This is a genomic window from Arthrobacter sp. UYEF21, assembly GCF_040546085.1.
In the GTDB taxonomy this organism is placed as follows: Bacteria; Actinomycetota; Actinomycetes; order Actinomycetales; family Micrococcaceae; genus Arthrobacter.
This window is the reverse complement of record NZ_JBEPNF010000006.1, coordinates 89,891-104,425: the sequence shown is the minus strand read 5'-3', so window position 1 is coordinate 104,425 and position 14,535 is coordinate 89,891. Positions and strand designations below refer to the sequence as shown.

The 14,535-nt window shown below is 65.5% G+C and carries 13 protein-coding genes; 4 read left to right on the top strand and 9 right to left on the bottom strand.

Annotation, left to right across the window (positions count from 1 at the left end):
• The first annotated feature begins 17 nt into the window (after positions 1-17).
• The 3 genes from ABIB27_RS08915 (at position 18) to ABIB27_RS08905 (ending at position 1,931) form a co-directional block, all read left to right on the top strand.
• Positions 18-989, top strand: a complete 972-nt coding sequence (locus ABIB27_RS08915; RefSeq protein ID WP_354215698.1) for a DnaJ C-terminal domain-containing protein — start codon at positions 18-20, stop codon at positions 987-989.
• A gap of 15 nt (positions 990-1,004) precedes the next feature.
• Positions 1,005-1,430 (top strand): heat shock protein transcriptional repressor HspR, encoded by a 426-nt coding sequence (locus tag ABIB27_RS08910; protein WP_354215697.1) that lies wholly within the window; start codon positions 1,005-1,007, stop codon positions 1,428-1,430.
• Between the two features lie 129 nt (positions 1,431-1,559).
• Entirely contained in the window at positions 1,560-1,931 is a 372-nt protein-coding gene (locus tag ABIB27_RS08905; RefSeq protein WP_354215777.1) for a hypothetical protein, read from the top strand.
• A gap of 64 nt (positions 1,932-1,995) precedes the next feature.
• Here the strand turns inward: ABIB27_RS08905 and ABIB27_RS08900 are convergent, their stop codons facing one another.
• From ABIB27_RS08900 to ABIB27_RS08860, 9 genes are all read right to left on the bottom strand, one after another.
• Positions 1,996-3,390 (bottom strand): MFS transporter, encoded by a 1,395-nt coding sequence (locus ABIB27_RS08900; protein ID WP_354215696.1) that lies wholly within the window; start codon positions 3,388-3,390, stop codon positions 1,996-1,998.
• Positions 3,391-3,423: 33 nt separating this feature from the next.
• Positions 3,424-4,941, bottom strand: a complete 1,518-nt coding sequence (locus ABIB27_RS08895; RefSeq protein WP_354215695.1) for an NAD-dependent succinate-semialdehyde dehydrogenase — start codon at positions 4,939-4,941, stop codon at positions 3,424-3,426.
• A gap of 24 nt (positions 4,942-4,965) precedes the next feature.
• Positions 4,966-5,802 (bottom strand): HpcH/HpaI aldolase family protein, encoded by an 837-nt coding sequence (locus ABIB27_RS08890; protein ID WP_354215694.1) that lies wholly within the window; start codon positions 5,800-5,802, stop codon positions 4,966-4,968.
• Positions 5,787-6,572, bottom strand: a complete 786-nt coding sequence (hpaH, locus tag ABIB27_RS08885; protein ID WP_354215693.1) for a 2-oxo-hept-4-ene-1,7-dioate hydratase — start codon at positions 6,570-6,572, stop codon at positions 5,787-5,789. The genes ABIB27_RS08890 and hpaH overlap by 16 nt, the downstream gene beginning before the upstream one ends.
• A 2-nt stretch (positions 6,573-6,574) precedes the next feature.
• The gene (gene hpaD / locus ABIB27_RS08880; RefSeq protein WP_354215692.1) at positions 6,575-7,657 is read right to left on the bottom strand and encodes a 3,4-dihydroxyphenylacetate 2,3-dioxygenase; all 1,083 of its coding nucleotides are present in this window, start codon (positions 7,655-7,657) and stop codon (positions 6,575-6,577) included.
• 43 nt (positions 7,658-7,700) lie between these two features.
• Positions 7,701-9,215, bottom strand: coding sequence for a 5-carboxymethyl-2-hydroxymuconate semialdehyde dehydrogenase (hpaE, locus tag ABIB27_RS08875; protein ID WP_354215691.1), 1,515 nt, complete (start codon positions 9,213-9,215; stop codon positions 7,701-7,703).
• Between the two features lie 40 nt (positions 9,216-9,255).
• The gene (locus ABIB27_RS08870) at positions 9,256-9,921 is read right to left on the bottom strand and encodes a GntR family transcriptional regulator (protein ID WP_354215690.1); all 666 of its coding nucleotides are present in this window, start codon (positions 9,919-9,921) and stop codon (positions 9,256-9,258) included.
• Entirely contained in the window at positions 9,914-11,416 is a 1,503-nt protein-coding gene (locus ABIB27_RS08865; RefSeq protein ID WP_354215689.1) for a fumarylacetoacetate hydrolase family protein, read from the bottom strand. Before ABIB27_RS08865 ends, ABIB27_RS08870 begins: the two co-directional genes overlap by 8 nt.
• A 91-nt stretch (positions 11,417-11,507) precedes the next feature.
• Positions 11,508-12,236 (bottom strand): IclR family transcriptional regulator, encoded by a 729-nt coding sequence (locus ABIB27_RS08860; RefSeq protein ID WP_354215688.1) that lies wholly within the window; start codon positions 12,234-12,236, stop codon positions 11,508-11,510.
• 188 nt (positions 12,237-12,424) lie between these two features.
• Here ABIB27_RS08860 and ABIB27_RS08855 point away from each other — a divergent pair, with 188 nt between their 5' ends.
• The gene (locus tag ABIB27_RS08855) at positions 12,425-14,335 is read left to right on the top strand and encodes an FAD-binding monooxygenase (RefSeq protein ID WP_354253809.1); all 1,911 of its coding nucleotides are present in this window, start codon (positions 12,425-12,427) and stop codon (positions 14,333-14,335) included.
• Positions 14,336-14,535: the final 200 nt, after the last annotated feature.

The following is a 14,535-nucleotide window of genomic DNA, read 5'->3' as shown; positions in this document are numbered from 1 at the left end:
TTTGAAAGGAAACGCCATTGGCTAGCCAGGATTGGGTGGACAAGGACTTTTACGCGATCCTTGGTATCGCCAAGGACGCTTCCGACGCCGACATCAAAAAGGCGTACCGGAAACTTGCCCGCCAGCACCACCCGGACACCAATTCGGGAAACGCTGCGTCGGAGAAGAAGTTCAAGGACATCTCCGAGGCCTATTCCGTACTTTCTGATCCGGACGAGCGTCAGCAGTACGACGCCATCCGGGCCATGGGCGGCGGGGCAAGGTTCGCACCGGGCGGCGCCGGCGGCGGCAACGGCGGGTTCGAGGACATGTTCGGCGGGCTGTTCACCGGAAACGCCGGCCGCCACGCCGGCGGCTTCAGCACCTCGGGCGGCATTCCGCCCGAATTCGCCGACCTGTTCGGCGGCGGCTTCGGCGGCCAGCCCGGCTTCCAGCGGGCCCCCCAGAAGGGCGCCGACCGCACCGCGACCACCAGCATTTCCTTCGCCGGCTCCATCCGCGGCACCACCATTGGCCTGCGTGAACCCAGTGGCGACGTCATCGACGTCCGGGTTCCGGCCGGCATCAAGGACGGCCAGAAAGTGCGCGTCCGCGGCAAGGGCCAGCCATCGCCGGCAGGCAACGGCGACCTGATGGTGGCCGTGTCGGTCAAGACCCACGATTTCTACACGCGCGACGGCGACAACCTCCGCATCCACGTTCCGGTGACCTTCCCGGAAGCTGCTTTGGGCGCGGACATCGAGGTTCCCACCATCGACGGCGAAAGGGTCAAAGTACGCGTTCCGGCCGGCACGCCGTCCGGCCGCACACTCCGGGTCAAGGGCCATGGCGTGAAGACCTCCAAGGTAACCGGCGATCTGCTGGTGACCATCGACGTCGCGGTTCCCAAGAACCTGAACAAGGAGGCCGAGGCAGCTGTGAAGGCTTTCGCCGAAGCGACTTCCGACGCCGATGTCCGCGAGGGCCTGGCCGCCAAGGCCCGGCTGTAGGCAGCGGAGCAGACCGTGAATATCAATGCTGACCAGCCGATCTTTGTGATCTCGGTGGCGGCTGAACTGGCGGATATGCATCCGCAGACGCTCCGGCAGTATGACCGGCTGGGCATTGTTTCGCCCAGCCGGGCGCCCGGGAAGTCCCGCCGATACTCACAGCGCGACGTCAACATGCTGCGCCAGGTCCAGCGGCTCTCCCAGGAAGGTGTCTCGCTCGAGGGCATCAAACGGATCCTTGAGCTCGAGAACCAGGTTGCCGCGCTCCAGCGCAGGGTGGGCGAGCTGACCGAGGAGCTGGGCCGCCGTCGTGATCCCCTGGACTCCAGAATCTTCGCCGCCGGTGCTGCCGGCGACGTAGTGAGCCTGGCACGCGGACAGCGCCCCCGCGCCCGCTCCCAGGCCGTGGTGGTCTGGCGGCCCCGGGCGCTGGGAACCTAAGCACCGGAAAAATAGAGTACTCACTACTCGTGACCGGTCCGCCCTCACTGTCTTGAATGGAACTATTGATGGTCTCACAGCACGGTTCAAGACTCTGGGGGTTTTCGCGTGTTTGGTTCTTCAGTCGTTATGTTTGCGGGGTCCAGCGCTGGGCTGATCCTGCTCGCCATCGGGCAGGCCATGGTGGTGGTGTGCGCGTGCTTTGACATGGTGCGGGCGCTGTCCGTGCCGAGATCACACCGGCGCTACGTGGCCAGCACAGTGTTCCGGACCCTCGCCATCCCGTCCATCATCGCCACCGGCATGAGCGTCCTGATCGACGCGCTGCAGTGGTCCTGGATGGACGTCTGCATGTCCATGTTCGTGATGGTGGCCATCATCTTCCGGCTGCACCACGACAAGGACGAAGACAGCTGGTGGAAGGGTAAAGGCAAGAGACTCGCCCGCTGGGCCCGCCGCCAGTTCAGTTCCGGGACGAGGACGGCGCCGGCGGTGGGATAGCCCGGGCGGTGGTCGAGCCTGCCGATATCCGATATCGGCAGGCTCGACCAGCGGTGTCCCGGGATCAGACCTTCGCGTTGACGTCCGCGCTGACGGCGGTCCTGTGGTCGAAGACCGTGGCGCCCACTTCCTGCTCGGCCTGGTTGTTAATGCCCAGGTCGATTCCCTTCCGGTCCCTAATGACCAGCACCGCGCCTGTTGATACGAGAGCCATGATCAGCAGGTACACCGAGACGGACGAGGTTGTTCCGGTGGCCTGGACCAGGGCCGTGGCAATCATGGGCGCGAACGCACCGCCGATGATGGCACCAAGCGCGTAGGAGATCGCGACGCCGGAGAACCGGATGGACGCCGGAAACAGTTCGCTGTAGACGGCGGCCTGCGGACCGTACGTCAAGCCGAGTCCCACCGTGAACAGTGCCAGGCCCAGGAACAGCACCCAGATATTTCCGGTGTTCACCAGCCAGAACAGCGGAAATACCGTGAGTATCAGGCACCCATAGCCGATGAGGTAGGTCTTCTTTCGTCCGATGCTGTCAGCGAGGATGCCGGCAATCAGTGTGAAAATGAACCAGAGGGCTGCGGATGCGGTGACGGCCAGGAGCACCTCGGTGCGGTCCATGGCCAGCCCCTTGGGATTGGTGGCGTAGCTGACGATATAGCCGCCGGTGGTCATGTAGCCGGCGGCGTTGTTGCCCGCAAAGATCAGGGCGGCGATGACGACCAGTAGCCAGTGCTTCTTGAACAGTTCAACAATGGGAACACGGGTCTGCTGCTTCTTTTGAGCGATCTCTTCAAAGACCGGGCTTTCCTCCACGCTGCGCCGGACGATGAAGCCCACCACAATCAGAAGGAAGCTGAGCAGGAACGGAACCCGCCAGCCCCACTCGATGAACGCTGCGCCCGGGGAGACGACGCCTGACATCAGGGCCAGGATCCCGGAGGCCAGGAGCATGCCCAGCGGGACGCCGAGCTGGGGGAAGGAGCCGAACAGTCCGCGCTTGGACCGTGGTGCGTGCTCGACGGCCATCAGGACGGCCCCGCCCCATTCCCCGCCGGCTGAAATTCCCTGCAGAATACGCAGGAGCAGCAACAGGATGGGCGCGACGATGCCCGCCGTTTCGAACGTAGGCAGCACACCGATGAGTGTGGTGGCCACGCCCATCAGGATCAGCGTGAGGACCAGCATTGCACGGCGTCCCAGTCGGTCGCCGAAGTGCCCGGCCAGGAAGGCTCCCAGCGGACGGAACAGGAAGCTCAGGCCCACCGAAGCGAACGAAATCAGGATACCGATGTCATTGCCGGCTGGTTCGAAGAAGAGCTTCGCGAAAACCAGGCCTGCGGCGTTGGCGTAGATGAAGAAGTCATACCACTCAACGGTTGTGCCGATGATCGTGGCGAACGCCACGCGGCGGCGGTCTTTGGCCGAGCTGCGCTGCTCATGCGGAATAGCACTCATATTTATTCCTTATTGTGGGGACACATCGGTGTGTCAGTTGGCGTACGGATCGGCGATGCCGATGTATTGGGTGGTGGTGTATTCGGCGATGCCTTCGGAGCCGCCTTCGCGGCCGAGCCCGGACTGCTTGACGCCGCCGAAGGGTGCGGCGGCGTTGGAGATGACGCCGGCGTTGAAGCCCACCATGCCGAATTCGATCTGCTCGGCCACGCGCAACAGCCGGTTGAAGTCGCGGCTGTAGACGTAGGAGGCCAGGCCGTATTCGCTGGCGTTGGCCAGCCGGATGGCGTCGTCCTCGGTCGCGAAGGTGGTCACCGGGGCGACGGGGCCGAAGATTTCCTGGCCGAGGATCGCGGCGTCGTTGGGCACGTTGGCCAGGACGGTGGGCGGGTAGAAGTGCCCGGGACCGGCAACGGGTGACCCGCCGGTGAGTACTGTTGCTCCGGCGTCGACGGCGGCTGCCACCAGGGCGTGGATGTCGTCGCGGGCTCGTGCGTCGATCAGCGGGCCCACCTGGGTGGCGGGGTCGGTGCCGCGGCCGGTGGCCAGGGCAGCCATGGCGGCGGCGAACTTCCTTGTGAATTCCTGGGCGACGGATTCCTGGACCAGGAACCGGTTCGCAGCGGTGCAGGCTTCGCCCATGTTCCGCATTTTGGCGGCCATGGCCCCTTCGACGGCTTTGTCCAGGTCGGCGTCCTCGAACACGATGAACGGGGCGTTACCGCCGAGTTCCAGGGAGGTGCGAAGGACGTTCTGGGCGGCGTCGGCCATGAGGCGTTTGCCGACGGGGGTGGAGCCGGTGAAGGAGACCTTCCGCAGGCGCGGGTCGGCCAGCAGCGGACCCGAGATCCCGGAGGCAGAGGAGGATGAGACGACGTTGAGGACGCCGGCGGGCAGGCCGGCGTCGAGCATGGTCTGGGCGAACAGCTGGGCCGTGAGGGGGGTGAGCTTCGCTGGCTTGAGGACCATGGTGCAGCCGGCGGCGACGGCGGGGGCTACCTTGCGGGTGGCCATGGCCAGCGGGAAGTTCCAGGGCGTGATGAGCAGGCACGGGCCGACGGGCTTGTGCTGGACCAGGATCTTGTTCTTGCCCTCCGGGGAGGTGAGGTAGCGGCCGTAGTCACGGACCGTCTCTTCGGCGAACCAGCGCAGGAACTCGGCCCCGTAGGTCACTTCGCCGCGGGCTTCGGCCAGCGGCTTGCCCATTTCCAGGGTCATCAGCAGCGCGAAGTCCTCGGCGCGTTCGGTGACCAGGTCAAAAGCCCGGCGCAGGATCTCGGCCCGCACCCGTGGCGCGGTCCGTGCCCACGAGGACTGCACGGCGTCGGCCGCGTCTAGCGCGGACACCGCGTCCTCGCTGGTAGCCGAGGCGAGGGTGGCGAGTACCTCCCCAGTGGAGGGATCGTGGACGTCGAACGTGCCGCCGTCGGACGCCTCCCGCCACTGCCCGCCGATGAGCAGACCAGTGGGTACGGACGCAAGGAGCGCAGCCTCGCGCTCCGGCGAGATGACTTGCGGGAGGGCAGGGGGCATCGGAGTAGTAACTGTCATGGGAAAGTCCTTAGGAAGGAAAGGTCAGTAGCTGGCGGGGGTTTCGGCAGGCTCAACCGCCGGGAGGGCACGGTCAACCGACGGGGGCTTGGGGATGAACTGCGCAGCGAGGGCTTCGGAACCGCGCGCCAGGAGGGCGACGTCGGCCCCCACCAGGATGAAACCGGCGCCGATGGCAAGGTAGTGCTCCGCCGTGGCGGGGTTGAAAGCGTTCACCCCCGCAGGCTTGCCGGCCGCCCTCGCGGCAGACAGGCAATGCTCGACGGCGGCACGCACCTCGGGGTGCTCCTGCTGGCCCAGGAGTCCCATCGACGCGGCGAGGTCGGACGGCCCCAGGAAGATGGCATCCACCCCCTTAACCGCCAGGATGTCCGCTACGGCCTCCACTGCGGAAGTGGATTCGATTTGCACGGTGACGCTGATGGTCTCCCCGGCCCGTACCAGGTAGTCCGGGACCCGGTTCCAGCGTGCGGCGCGGGCCAGGGCCGAACCCACCCCTCGGACGCCCTGCGGCGGATACCGGGTGGCGGCCACGGCAGCTTCCGCATCCGCTGCCGAGTTGACCATGGGGATAAGTAGATTCTGGACCCCCAGGTCCAGGAACTGCTTAATCACCACGGTATCGTTCACTGGTGGCCGGACCAGGGCGTGGACCGGGTAACCGTGAATGGCCTGGAGCTGGGCAAGGATGGATTCGAGGCCGTTGGGGCTGTGTTCGGCGTCCACCAGCAACCAGTCCAGGCCCGATCCTGCGCAGAGTTCTGCCACCAGCGGGCTGCCGGAGCACACCCACATGCCGGCCAGCGGGCGGTTCGCCGCCGCGAGGGCGTCCCGGAACGTGTCTTCTATTCGAAGCGGCATGTGACAACTCCCAAGGGTCCGTAGTCGGCGTGGACGGTATCGCCCTTGTAGACCCAGAGCGGACGGGTGAACGATCCGGCGAGGATGATGTCGCCAGCCCTCAGCGAATCGCCGTGGGCGGCGATTTTGTTGGCCAGCCAGTGGACGCCGTTGGCCGGGTGGTCCAGGACCCCGGCGGCCACGCCGGTTTCCTCCACTGTCTGGTTCTTATACAGGATGGCGGAGACCCAGCGGAGGTCCACGGCGTCGGGCTTGACCGGGTTTCCGCCGATGACCATGGCGCCCATTGCGGCGTTATCGGCGATGGTGTCCACGATGGTCCGGCCCTCCATCTCAATCCTGGAGTCCAGGATTTCGAGGGCCGGGACCACGTAGTCGGAGGCCTTCAGGACATCGAAGATGGTGCAACCGGGTCCTTTGAGCGCGTCCTTGAGGACGAACGCGAGCTCCACCTCCACCCGCGGGTGGGTGTACTTGTCCCACTCCACCGAGCAGCCGGTCTCCAAGACCATGTCATCGAAGATGGCGCCGTAATCCGGTTCGGTGATGCCCGTGGCGGCCTGCATTGCCTTGGACGTGAGGCCAATCTTGCGCCCCACCAGGGTCCGCCCGGCTTCCTCGTTGCGGCGGCGCCACAACTGCTGGACAGCGTAGGAATCCTCCACGGTCATGTCCGGATAACGGGCAGTCAGGCGCGGAACAGGGGTGCGGGTGCGGCCAGCTTCCACCAGCTCGTCCGCGATGGCCTCAATCGTCTTGGCGTCCAGCATGGCTACAGCTGCGCTCCCAGCTTGAAGCCCTCAGCCGCAGCTCCGGCGTCGGTGGGCCGGGTGTAGGAGAAGCCGTCGGCGCCGACGGTGACTGCCATCTCGGACTTTTCCTCGCGGATGATGACGGGCTGGGGGTTGCCGTCCAGGTCCAGGACCAGGGAGGCTTCGGTGTACCAGGACGGGACCACGGGGTTGCCCCACCAGTCGCGGCGCTGGTTATCGTGGACGTCCCAGGTGATGGTGGGGTTGTCTGGGTCACCGGTGTAGTAGTCCTGGGTGTAGATCTCGATGCGGTGGCCGTCCGGGTCCAGGATGTAGAGGTAGAACGCGTTGGAGACGCCGTGCCGGCCGGGGCCGCGTTCGATCCGGTCGCTGATGCGCAGGGCGCCCATCTTGTCGCAGATCTGGATGATGTTGTGCTTCTCGTGGGTGGCGAAGGCGACGTGGTGCATGCGCGGGCCGTTGCCGCCGGTCAGGGCCGTGTCGTGGACCGTCTGCTTGCGGTGCATCCACGCGGCGTACGTGACGCCGTCGGAGTCCTTGATGTCCTCGGATACGCGGAAGCCGAGGTCCTCCAGGTAGGCGCGGCCGCGGGGGACGTCCGGGGTGACCTGGTTGAAGTGGTCGAGGCGGACCAGTTCACCGGCGGAGTAGAGGTCGTAGCGCTGGGTGAGGCGTTCCACGTGCTCCACGTCGTAGAAAAACTCGTAGGGGAACCCCAGCGGGTCCTCGACGCGGACGGAGTCACCGATGCCCTTGGTGAAGCCTTCCTTGCGGCGTTCGGTGCGGCAGCCCATTTCCTTGTAGTAGGCCTCGGCTGCGTCCACCTCGGCGGGGGACTTCACCCGGTAGGCAAAGGCTGCGACGGCGGCGATGGGTCCCTTGCGGAGCACAAGGTTGTGGTGGATGAACTCTTCAAGGGAGCGCAGGTAGATGTTGTTTTCGTCTTCCTCGGTGACGTGCAGGCCGAGGAGGTCAACGTAGAACTCGCGGGACTTGGCGAGGTCGGTGACCACGATTTCCATGTAGGCGCAGCGGACGATGTCCGGGGCGGGCACGGTGGGGGTGGGGACAAAGTTGGTCATGGTGCTCTCTCTTCTTTGAGTGGCGGGGCGCTGGCTGGGCAGCTCAGGCGCCGAATTTGGGGGTGTGGACGGTGCCGAGCGTGATGTGGACGGCCTGCTGGTCGGTGTAGAAATCGATGGATCGGTAGCCGCCCTCGTGGCCCAGGCCCGAGGCTTTGACGCCGCCGAAAGGAGTGCGGAGGTCGCGGACGTTGTGGCTGTTGAGCCACACCATGCCGGCTTCCACGTTCTGGGCGAAGTTGTGTGCCCGGGTCAGGTTCTGGGTCCAGATGTAGGCGGCCAGGCCGTACTTGGTGTTGTTCGCCAAAGCCAGCGCCTCGTCGTCGTTCTCGAACGGGGTGATGGCGACGACCGGACCGAAGATCTCCTCCTGGAAGATCCGGGCGTCAGGGGCGACGTCGGCGAAGACAGTGGGAGCGATGTAGTTCCCTTCCGAGAGGCCTTCCGGCCGTCCGCCGCCAGCCAGGAGCCGGCCCTCGGACTTGCCGATCTCCACATAGGAGGCCACCTTCGCGAAGTGCTCGGGGTGGACCAAGGCGCCCACCTCGGTCCTGGGGTCGTGGGGATCCCCGACGACGATGTTCTTGGCCCGGGCGGCGTACTTGTCGCAGAATTCCTCGTACACGGCACGTTCCACCAGGATGCGGGACCCGGCGGTGCAGCGTTCGCCGTTGAGCGAGAAGACCCCGAACAGGGCGGAGTCGATCGCGGCGTCGAGGTCCGCGTCGGCGAACACGACGCACGGTGACTTGCCGCCGAGCTCCATGGAGAGACCCTTGAGGTTGGCCGCGGCGTTGCGGAAAATGGTCTGGCCCGTGGTGGTCTCGCCGGTGAAGGAGATCAGCGGAACGTCCGGGTGCTTCACCAGGGCGTCGCCGGCTTCCTCGCCCAGCCCGTTGACCAGGTTGAACACCCCGTTCGGCAGTCCGGCGTCCTTGAAGATGGTGGCCCACAGGGATGCGGACAGCGGGGTGAACTCGGCGGGCTTGAGGACCACGGTGTTGCCGGTGGCCAGTGCAGGGGCGAGCTTCCAGGACTCCAGCATGAACGGGGTGTTCCACGGCGTGATCAGGCCGGCGACGCCGATCGGCTTGCGGTTCACGTAGTTGATCTGCGCGCCGGGGACCTTCATGGCGTCGTCGAACTGGGCCACGATCAGGTCCGCGAAGAAGCGGAAGTTCTCCGCTGCCCGCAGGGCCTGGCCCTTGGCCTGGGTGATGGGCAGGCCGGTGTCGAAGGTTTCGAGTTCGGCGAGTCGGGCTTCCTGGGCTTCGACGGCGTCGGCGATTTTGTTCAGGACGCGGGCGCGTTCGCGGGGCTTCATCCTGGGCCAGGGGCCGTTGACGAACGCTTCACGGGCGGCGGCCACGGCGAGGTCGATGTCCTCTTTCTGGCCGGCCGCGGCGGTGGCGTAATTTTGGTTGGAGACCGGGTCCAGGACATCAAACGTCTTGCCGCCCACGGAATCAACGAACTCGCCGTTGATGTAGTGCTGGATGTGGGTGGGCAGGTCCTGGGGTACGTAATGCGTGGCGGTCTGTTCTGCAGTGAACGTCATTGTTGTTTCCTTACTGCTGGGGTGGGTCTGGGGGAGTGTGTCAGAGGTTTTTTGCCTGGCTCAGGTAGGCGTCCAGGGTGGCGGAGCGGTGGAGGCGTGCGGCTTTCTCGATGATGTCGGCCTCGGCCGCTGACTCGATGAGCTGCAACAGCGCTTCGTGCTCGTCCACGGATTCGTGGGCCCGGCCGGGGACAAACCGGAACGTGGAGGACCGCAGCGAGGCCAGGCGGTTCCATCCCCGGTGTACCAGGTCCAGGATGTGCGGGTTGGGGCAGTGTTCGAACAGGACGCTGTGGAAGTCCTGGTTGAGGCGCGTGAACCGGACGGGATCAAAGTGCTGCAGGCATTCGCGCATCTCCTCGTTCACCGCGCGGGCCCGGGCTATCGCCAGTGAGTCGATGAGCGGAGCGGACATCGCAGTTGCTGCGCCCTCCACGATGCTCAGGGTCTGCATGGTGTAGAGGTACTCGGTGGGATCAATCCCGGCCACCGTGGCGCCGACGTTGCGTTCGAACTTCACCAGGCCCTCGGCCTCGAGCCGGCGGATAGCCTCACGGACCGGCACCACGCTGACGCGGAGGTCCTTGGCGATGGCCGCCAGGACCAGGCGGTACCCGGGGGAGTAGGTGCCTTCCACGATCCGCGCCTTGACGGCATGGTAGGCCTGTTCGGACTTGCTGCCTGCAACCAGAACTGTTTCAGTCATCAGAGTCGCCTGCTTCTGGATTCAAATTTCCGGCTTCCCATTCCTTATACCGGGCCTGCCACTGTGCGTTCATGGGGTAGAGGCCGTCGACGCCGTTGCCCTGCTTGACCATCTCGAAGATGAAGACTTCTTCCTTTTCCTGCTGGATGCAGTCATCCACCAGGTCCTCGGCGATGGCCGGCGGGATCACCAGGATGCCGTCGGAGTCCGCCACGATGATGTCGCCGGGCTGCACGGTGGCGCCGCCGCACGCGATGGTGATGTCCGTGTCCCACGGGATGTGGCGCCGGCCCAGCACGGCGGGGTGCGGGTTGGCGAAGTAGGTGGGCATCTCGAGACCGGCTACGGCCGTGTAGTCGCGGACGCCGCCGTCGGTGATGATGGCCGCGGCGCCGCGGACCTGGGCCCGCAGCGCAAGGATGTCGCCGACGGTGCCGGTGCCCTTCTCACCGCGGGCCTCCATGACAAGGATTTCGCCCTCATTCACGGAGTCGATGGCGCGTTTCTGGGCATTGAACCCGCCGCCATGTGTGTTGAAAAGGTCCTCCCGGTTGGGCACATAGCGCAAGGTCCGGGCCAGTCCCACCACGCGGCGATCCGGGCGGGTAGCCTGCAGGCCGTCAATGCTCACGTTGTTCAGCCCGCGCTTGCGCAACTGGGAGGACAGGGTGGCCGTGGCAACGCTTTCGAGCTTGGCCTTCAGCTCCGGGGACAGGGAAGGCCCGACGGTGGGAAGCCCGGCGGCCTCGCGGGAACCGTATGCCTCTTCGCGCTGGAGGTCATCAGCCTTGGGGCCGGCACCAAAGTCAGCGAACGGCGTGGTGCCCTCCTCCACGGTGGTGCTGAGGCGCCCAGTGGTGAGTCCGACGCCGGCCCCGCCCGTCGTCGTCGTGCTTACTTCAACCTCCAGGACGTCGCCGGGCTTGGCCACCGAAGCGCCGGCCGGCGTGCCGGTCAGGATGATGTCGCCCTCCTCGAGGGTGAGCAACTGCGAGAGGTCCGCGACGAGCCGGGCGAACGGGAAGAGGAGGCTTTCGGTGGTGTCGTCCTGGACCAGTCCGCCGTTGTGCCAGGTGCGGATCCGCAGGCATGCAGGGTCGACGGCGTCAGCTGCGATTAGTCCCGGGCCGATCGGTGTGAAGCCGTCGCCTCCCTTGGAGCGGAGGTTGGAGCCCTTGTCCGCGTAGCGCAGGTCGTAGACGCCGAGGTCGTTGCTGGCCGTGACCCATTCGACGTGGCTCCAGGCGTCCTCGACGCCTACGCGGCGTGCGGGCTTGCCGATGATCAGGGCGATCTCACCCTCGTAGCCGAGCAGCTCGCAGCCGGCCGGGCGTTCAACTGGATTGCCGGTCAGTGCCAGCGAGCTCGAGGGCTTGAGGAAGTAGGACGGCTGCGCGGGTGTCCGGCCGCGCTGGGCTGCGCGGCTCGGATAATTGATGTGCACCGCGATCACCTTGCGTGCTGCCGCCAGGGTGTCCTCGTTGACGTGCTCCAAAGCTGTCTCCTCATCAAGTACGAAATCGTATACGATGACTATGCATGCTCTCAGGGGATCCGTCAAGGATTTTTTTCGTGCGTTATGCAAGCTAGTTGAGTTGCTCGCTGATCCGCTGCCCGGCTTCCATGAGTGAGGTTGCGACCTGGTCGGGGGAAAGCTGGGCGCTGGGGTAAACCACTGCGATGGCGGCGGGCTGCAGTCCCTGGCGCAGCTTCAGGGGGACGGCCACGCCGGTTACGCCTGGCAGGACTTCATGGTGGCTGACAGCGAATCCCAGTTCGCGTACTGAGGCCACTTCCGGCCGCCGTGGGCGTTCCGGGGAGATCGACTCCCATTGGGAATCTTCCAAAATGGCTTGGATGGCAAGTCCCGGCGCCCCGGCGTGGAGGGGATGCCTGGTGCCTGGCCGTTGCACGACGGCAGCCCGGCTATGGCGCGGTTCCACGCTGGTGAGTGTGGTGCAGTCCCCGCGGTCCATGACCACCAGGAACGCGGTGGCGCCGAGTTCATTGGCGAGGGATGTCAGCTCTGGCAGCGCAGCCGTCTGCAGGTCGCGGGCAACGCCGCGGGCCAGGGTGGCCAAGCCGGTTCCGAGAACCAGGCCTCCTTTACTGTCCCTGGCGACGAGGCCGTGGTCTTCAAGTGTGCGGAGGATCCTGTAGGCGACTGAGCGGTGTACTCCCAGAAGGTCGGAGACTTCCCCAATACTGAGCGCTGCTGTTTGCTCGCTCAGGATTTCCAGCATCCTGATTCCGCGCGAGAGCGTCTGGGAGTGGGCTCCTGCTGTCTTCCCGCCCAAAGGTGCTGCGCTTGCCATGATGATTTTTCCGCTCCGTCGTTCCATCGTGCCTGAATGAGCCTATCTGTGGGTGGGGTCACAAAAAACTTGCGTTTAGACGGCCCTGGCATCTATAGTCGGTGCAGCAATTCTATATTAGAACGAGCAGTTCTATTATAGAACACCACGCAACGGCACTCAGCCCTACAACGAAGTGAGGAAAGCCCGTGCAGTTCCACCACCACGGTTACGTATCGGGGGACCCGAGGGTCCAGCCAGCAGCTGGCGTCGGCCTTGACCGCCCCGAGGCACTCCCTGACGAAGTCGATGTGCTCATCGTGGGCACTGGCCCGGCGGGCATGCTCACCGCGGCCCAGCTCTCCCAGTTTCCCGGCATCACCACCCGCATCGTCGAGCGCCGGCCCGGCCGGCTGGCCATCGGCCAGGCGGACGGCATCCAGGCCCGCAGCGTCGAGACGTTCCAGGCCTTTGGCTTCGCCGAGCGAATCATTGCCGAGGCGTACAAGATCACCGAGATGGCGTTCTGGCGGCCCGACCCCGAGGATCCCACGCGCATCGTCCGAGGCGGTCGCGCTCTCGACGACGAGGCCGGAATCAGCGAATTTCCCCACCTGATCGTCAACCAGGCCCGCGTTCTGGACTACTTCGGTGAGGTCATGGCGAACGCGCCCACCCGCATGTCACCCGATTACGGTTTTGAGTTCCAAAGTCTTGAGGTGACCGGCGAGGGTGAATACCCGGTGACCGTGTCGCTCCTTCACACGGCTGGCCCCCGCGAGGGCCAGGAGCGCGTCGTCAAGGCCAAGTATGTCGTCGGTGCGGACGGCGCGCGCAGCAAAGTACGGCGCGCGATCGGCTGCAGCATGGCCGGCGACCAGGCCAACCACGCGTGGGGCGTCATGGACGTGCTCGCGTCCACCGATTTCCCGGACATTCGCCTCAAGTGCGCCATCCAGTCCCACGACGGCGGCAGCATCCTGCTGATCCCGCGCGAGGGTGGCCATCTCTTCCGCATGTACGTTGACCTCGGCGAGGTCGCTGCGGACGACGACGGCGCCGTGCGCAAGACCACCATTGAGCAGATCATTGCCAAGGCCAACGCCATCATCCACCCCTACACGCTGGATGTCCGCAACGTGGCCTGGCACAGCGTCTACGAAGTGGGCCACCGCCTCACAGACCGGTTCGATGACGTCCTCCCGGAAGACATCGGCACCCGCACTCCGCGCGTGTTCATTACCGGTGACGCCTGCCACACGCACAGTGCCAAGGCAGGCCAGGGCATGAACGTCTCCATGCAGGACGGCTTCAACATCGGCTGGAAGCTCGGCCACGTCCTCGAGGGCCGCAGCCCCGAGAGCCTGCTCGCCACCTATTCGGCCGAACGCCAAGTCATCGCGAAGAACCTGATCGACTTCGACAAGGAGTGGTCCACGCTGATGGCGAAGAAGCCCGACGAATTTGAGAACCCCTCCGAACTCGAGGATTTCTACGTCCGCACCGCCGAATTCCCGGCCGGCTTTATGACCCAATACGCCCCTTCGATGCTCATCAGCGAACCGGAAAACCAGGAACTGGCCTCCGGCTTCACCATCGGCAAACGCTTCAAATCCGCACCCGTCGTGCGGGTATGCGACACAAACCCCCTGCACCTTGGCCACCAAGCCAAGGCGGACGGCCGCTGGCGCATCTACGTCTTCGCCGACCCGGCACTGGCCGGCGCGCCGTCGCCTGCCACCGACCTGGCCGAGTGGCTCACCAACTCTCCGGAATCGCCGCTTGCGGCAACGCCGGACGGCGCAGACGCCGATGCGTGGTTTGACGTGAAAGTGATCTACCAGCAGGACCACACTGGCATCGACATCGGCGCAGTCCCGGCCACCTTCAAGCCGGAGGTGGGGCCGTTCAAGCTCACGTACCTGGAGAACGTGTACGGCACTGATCCGACGGCGGACATCTTCGAACTCCGCGGCGTTGACCGCGGCGGGGTTGTGGTCGTCGTTCGCCCCGACCAGTACGTAGCCAACATCCTGCCGCTGACGGCTACGGCAGAGCTGGGCGAGTTCTTCGCACCGCTCCTGCCGGCGCGTCGGCCTCTCGTTAGCAACGGGGGCTAGAATAGCGGTCCGACGGATCTGGTCCTGACCGGGCGGGATCCTTGGGGCAACGGCAGCCTCGAGCCAGCCGGCAGGATGGCCCGGAGCTCGGGCCGGCTGTCCGCGCTGAGCAGGAAGACGCGTTCATCCCCTCGCCGCACCCAGAGCTGTGCAGTTTCACCTGTGCGGTCCCGCAGGTCGTGGAAGACTGGGATACTACG

What these genes read in the sequence shown, in the direction of transcription:
- ABIB27_RS08905 (WP_354215777.1), top strand. Translation starts at nt 1,560, where the DNA reads ATGTTTGCGGGGTCCAGCGCTGGGCTGATCCTGCTCGCCATCGGGCAG.
- ABIB27_RS08900 (WP_354215696.1), bottom strand. Translation starts at nt 3,390, where the DNA reads ATGAGTGCTATTCCGCATGAGCAGCGCAGCTCGGCCAAAGACCGCCGC.
- ABIB27_RS08895 (WP_354215695.1), bottom strand. Translation starts at nt 4,941, where the DNA reads ATGACAGTTACTACTCCGATGCCCCCTGCCCTCCCGCAAGTCATCTCG.
- ABIB27_RS08890 (WP_354215694.1), bottom strand. Translation starts at nt 5,802, where the DNA reads ATGCCGCTTCGAATAGAAGACACGTTCCGGGACGCCCTCGCGGCGGCG.
- hpaH (WP_354215693.1), bottom strand. Translation starts at nt 6,572, where the DNA reads ATGCTGGACGCCAAGACGATTGAGGCCATCGCGGACGAGCTGGTGGAA.
- hpaD (WP_354215692.1), bottom strand. Translation starts at nt 7,657, where the DNA reads ATGACCAACTTTGTCCCCACCCCCACCGTGCCCGCCCCGGACATCGTC.
- hpaE (WP_354215691.1), bottom strand. Translation starts at nt 9,215, where the DNA reads ATGACGTTCACTGCAGAACAGACCGCCACGCATTACGTACCCCAGGAC.
- ABIB27_RS08870 (WP_354215690.1), bottom strand. Translation starts at nt 9,921, where the DNA reads ATGACTGAAACAGTTCTGGTTGCAGGCAGCAAGTCCGAACAGGCCTAC.
- ABIB27_RS08860 (WP_354215688.1), bottom strand. Translation starts at nt 12,236, where the DNA reads ATGGCAAGCGCAGCACCTTTGGGCGGGAAGACAGCAGGAGCCCACTCC.